This window comes from Urinicoccus timonensis, from assembly GCF_900232945.1.
Classification (GTDB): Bacteria; Bacillota; Clostridia; order Tissierellales; family Peptoniphilaceae; genus Urinicoccus; species Urinicoccus timonensis.
Window position 1 is genome coordinate 1 of sequence record NZ_OCTU01000012.1, and the last position, 3,822, is coordinate 3,822.

4 protein-coding genes are annotated in these 3,822 nt (G+C 29.5%); all 4 read right to left on the minus strand.

Going from position 1 to position 3,822, the window contains the following annotated elements; all coding sequences use genetic code 11:
* A partial coding sequence (locus tag CS898_RS09730; protein WP_099208955.1) for an ABC transporter permease occupies positions 1-1,787 on the minus strand: 1,787 nt, incomplete at its 3' end.
* On the minus strand, positions 1,771-2,448 hold the full coding sequence (locus CS898_RS09735; RefSeq protein WP_099208956.1) for an ABC transporter ATP-binding protein: 678 nt from the start codon (positions 2,446-2,448) through the stop codon (positions 1,771-1,773). The genes CS898_RS09735 and CS898_RS09730, both read right to left, overlap by 17 nt.
* Positions 2,449-2,536: 88 nt before the next feature.
* Positions 2,537-3,409: a sensor histidine kinase gene (locus CS898_RS09740; protein WP_099208957.1), complete on the minus strand. Its 873-nt coding sequence runs from the start codon at positions 3,407-3,409 to the stop codon at positions 2,537-2,539.
* Positions 3,397-3,822, minus strand: a 426-nt coding sequence (locus CS898_RS09745; protein ID WP_143614627.1) for a response regulator transcription factor, incomplete at its 5' end; no start/stop codon positions are given. The genes CS898_RS09745 and CS898_RS09740, both read right to left, overlap by 13 nt.

Below are 3,822 nucleotides of genomic sequence, written 5' to 3' on the forward strand. Positions count from 1 at the left end.
ACTTGGACTTCTTTGACTTTATTTTTGACATTAATCTTTATTTTATCGCCAGCTTTATAGTCAGAATTATTTTTTATTTTTTCGCCTATAATAACATAATTTCCAGTTTGCCATTTTTCTTTATCAAACTCTCCATCTATGAATTTTTGTTTATTTATTAAATAGTCATCTATTCCTAATAATATTGGAGCAACTTTATTATCTTCTATTTTTATATCTGGATAATCGTATTCATAACCATAGTAGTATAAAGCTCCCCCACTTTTAAAGCCCTTATAGTTTTCTATCTCATCAATAAATTTTCTGTCAATTTCTTCTTCACTACCTAAATACATATATCTAAAATATTTTGGGCTTGCTATATTATAGTCTGTTGCAATTACATCAGATATTCCTTTTTCCAAATCAATATTGCCGGTATAGGTTAAAACGCTATTTAAAATAACAGCAGATAGACTAATAGATAGAACTATGGATATAAATCTAAATTTATTGGAAAATACTTGTCTTCTAGCAAGTTTACCTAGAGAAATATCCTCGCTTTTATACTTATTTTTTATTTGGATTTCATTGTATCTGCTGGCATCTATTGGAGAAACTTTTGCTGCGAACCTAGCTGGTCTCATCACTGATAGAAATACTGTAAGCAAAGTGAAGGCTATCGAAAATAAGATAATTAAGACCATTACCGTTAGTGATAATTTTACATCCGTTAACATCTCATTACTTGCAAATATTTTGTTTAAAATGATTTTTCCGATAGAAATTCCAACTATATCTCCAATTATTATTGAAGGAAGTGCGACTGCTAAAGACTCAAGATGAATAAGCCTTTTGATTTGTGGCTTTGTCATTCCAATTGTTTTTAAAAGTCCTAGAAGTTTAATATCTTCATTTACGGATATCTTAAAAATATTATTTATTATTAAGTATCCCGCTACAATTACTAAAATCAAAAAAGCTAAGAAGGGTAGAAATGTTTTAAAATCAAAACTAGAATCACCAGATAAAAGATATGCAAAGTTAACACCAATTCTTATTTCTTTGTCGGATAGATTTCCAGGGTCATCTACCACTTTATAACCATTTCTCTCTGCAATTTTTAAAAGTTTATCCCTTATCATAAAGGAATTCTTTAGCATTACTTCCAAATCTTTATTATTTTTTGGAATCGATAATTTATCTACATAAGCTTTTGATAAATAGATTTGACCTACACCGACATTAGAGTCAATAGGATTTTGAAAAGTTCCAGATATAATAAATTTATCACTTTTCTTTTCGATAATCTCTCCTGTGTAAGGTTTTTCAATACTGTATGGAATTTCTATCTCTTCACCAATTTCTCCTTTATAACCTAACTTTTTTGCAGTTGCTAAATCTATAAATACGTCGTTTTCTTTTTCTGGAAACTTCCCCTTAACTTTTTCTATTAAAGACCATTCAAATCCTTTTTTGTCCATATAGGATAGTTCTGCCATAACTTTCTCATCATCAAGAATTCCAACTTTTTCTCTTACTGAAAAATCCTTTATATCCTTATCCTGGGTTAATATTTCTATATCTTCGTCGGAAATATCTTTAAAAGAACCATGGCTTATTGTTCCAACAGTTTTCATCGTTTGGGTTTCCATGCTTTTTCCTAAACCTAAGGCTACGGAAAACAGACTTGTAAATAGTATAGAAGTCAAAGCAATTGCTAATAAGAGAATATTTCTCCTACTTTTATTTGCATTTAAAATGTTTTTTGCAAGCCTCCTTATATAAGCTTTATTTTTGACTTTCATTATTTTTCACCAGCCTTCCATCTTCTATCCTTAGAGTTTTTTCTGCTGCTTGAGCGACGGCATCATCGTGAGTAATCATAAGAATAGTATTTCCAAGCTCTTTATTAATCTTTTTTAGTAAGTAAACAACTTGGGAAGATGATTTTGAATCTAAATTTCCTGTAGGTTCGTCAGCTAGAATTAAAGATGGTTTGGTAACCAAGGCTCTTGCTATGGCAACTCTTTGTTGCTGTCCACCTGATAATTCGTTTGGCATTTTATATTTTTGATCACTTATTTCTAGAATGTCTATTACGGAATCAACATATTTCTTATCTACTTTGTCCCCATCAAGACCAAAGGGAATAATTATATTCTCATATACATTTAGCATGGGCAAGAGATTATATGCTTGAAAGACAAAACCAATATTTCTTCTTCTAAAAATAGTCCTCTCATCATCTTTCAATGCATAAATGTCGGTATCATCAATTAAAACTTTTCCGCTTGTAGGATAATCAAGTCCTCCTAATAAATGTAATAGGGTTGATTTACCGGATCCTGACGCTCCAATTATAGAAATAAATTCTCCTTTTTCCACATCGAAAGATACTCCATCAAGAGCTCTTACTTCCACATCATTTGTTTTATAATATCTTTTTAAATTTTCTACTTTTAACATATCTATCACCTCTTTACATTTAATATAACATTCATATCTTACAAAGTACTTACAAGACTTCTTACAGTTTTGTAAGAAAAAAGACTTCTCACAAAGGGAAGTCTACTGAAAATTTTATTCTGTTATTATCCAAAGACGCTCTTATATTTCCGCCATGCTTTTCTATAATTTCTCTGGCTATAAAAAGACCTAAACCCAAACCGTCCTTTGAAACTGAATTTTTTCCTCTATAAAATCTTTCAAATATCTTTGGCAAAGTTTCTTCTGATAAATCTTTGCACTCATTTTCTATGTCTAAATTATAGTTTAGGTAGGATTTATAAACTGAAATATTAATAGTAGAACCATTTGGCGAGTATTTTATCGCATTATCTACTAGATTATGAATGGCTTCTTTAAGCCATCTTTCGTCCAAATTGAAAATTAAGTCTTCGTCTTTTAAATTTATGCTTATGTCTTTTTCATATAATATTACTTTAAATTCTCTCAAAACATCTTCTACTATGTCTTTTAAATTTGCTTGATGTTTTTGTAAGGAAATAATATCGGATTCGAGCCTAGATGATTTTACTAGGTTTTGAATTAAAAATTCTAGTTTATTAAGCTCATACTTTATAATTTCAAGATACTCATCTTTCGGATCATCTTCTAAAAGACTGATGTATAAAGAAAGGTTGGTAATGGGTGTCTTGGTTTGGTGTGATATATCCGCTATTAAATCTTTTGTTTTACTTTTTTCTGTATTTATTTTCGCTTCTTTTACTTGGCTGGCATATAAGAATTTAATGAGTTTTGATTTTATTTTAGATAGTTCCTTTTCATCAAATTCTGTAATTTCTAAATTTCCATCCAAAGCCTGGTCAATATAAGCCGAAAGTTCACGCATTTCATTTCTCAAGACAATATATTTGTATAAAATAATTCCAATTATAAGAGCTAAAAGACCTATTAAAAATTCCATTTATATCCAACTCCAAAGACTGTTTCTATTGGGTCATAGGGTTTTAATTTATTTCTTATTCTAGAAATGTTGACACTAAGAGTATTCTGGTCGATAAATTCATCATCTATTCCCCAAACAAAATCAAAAAGTAATTCCTTAGTAATAACTTGAAACTTGTTTTTTATCAGGTAGTATAAAATTTTTGTCTCTGTCCTTGTGAGATCTATGTTTTTATTATCTACATAAAAAGTATTTTTATTGAAATTAAAGTCTAGACCATCTTTCTTATAAAGATTTAAATCACTAGGCACTATTTTTTCAAAAGCTCTTTTTATCTTTGCCTCTAATATTCCCAAAGAAAAAGGTTTTGTTAGATAGTCGTCTGCCCCTAAATTTATGGCTGAAATGATATATGCCTCAAGATCTATAGC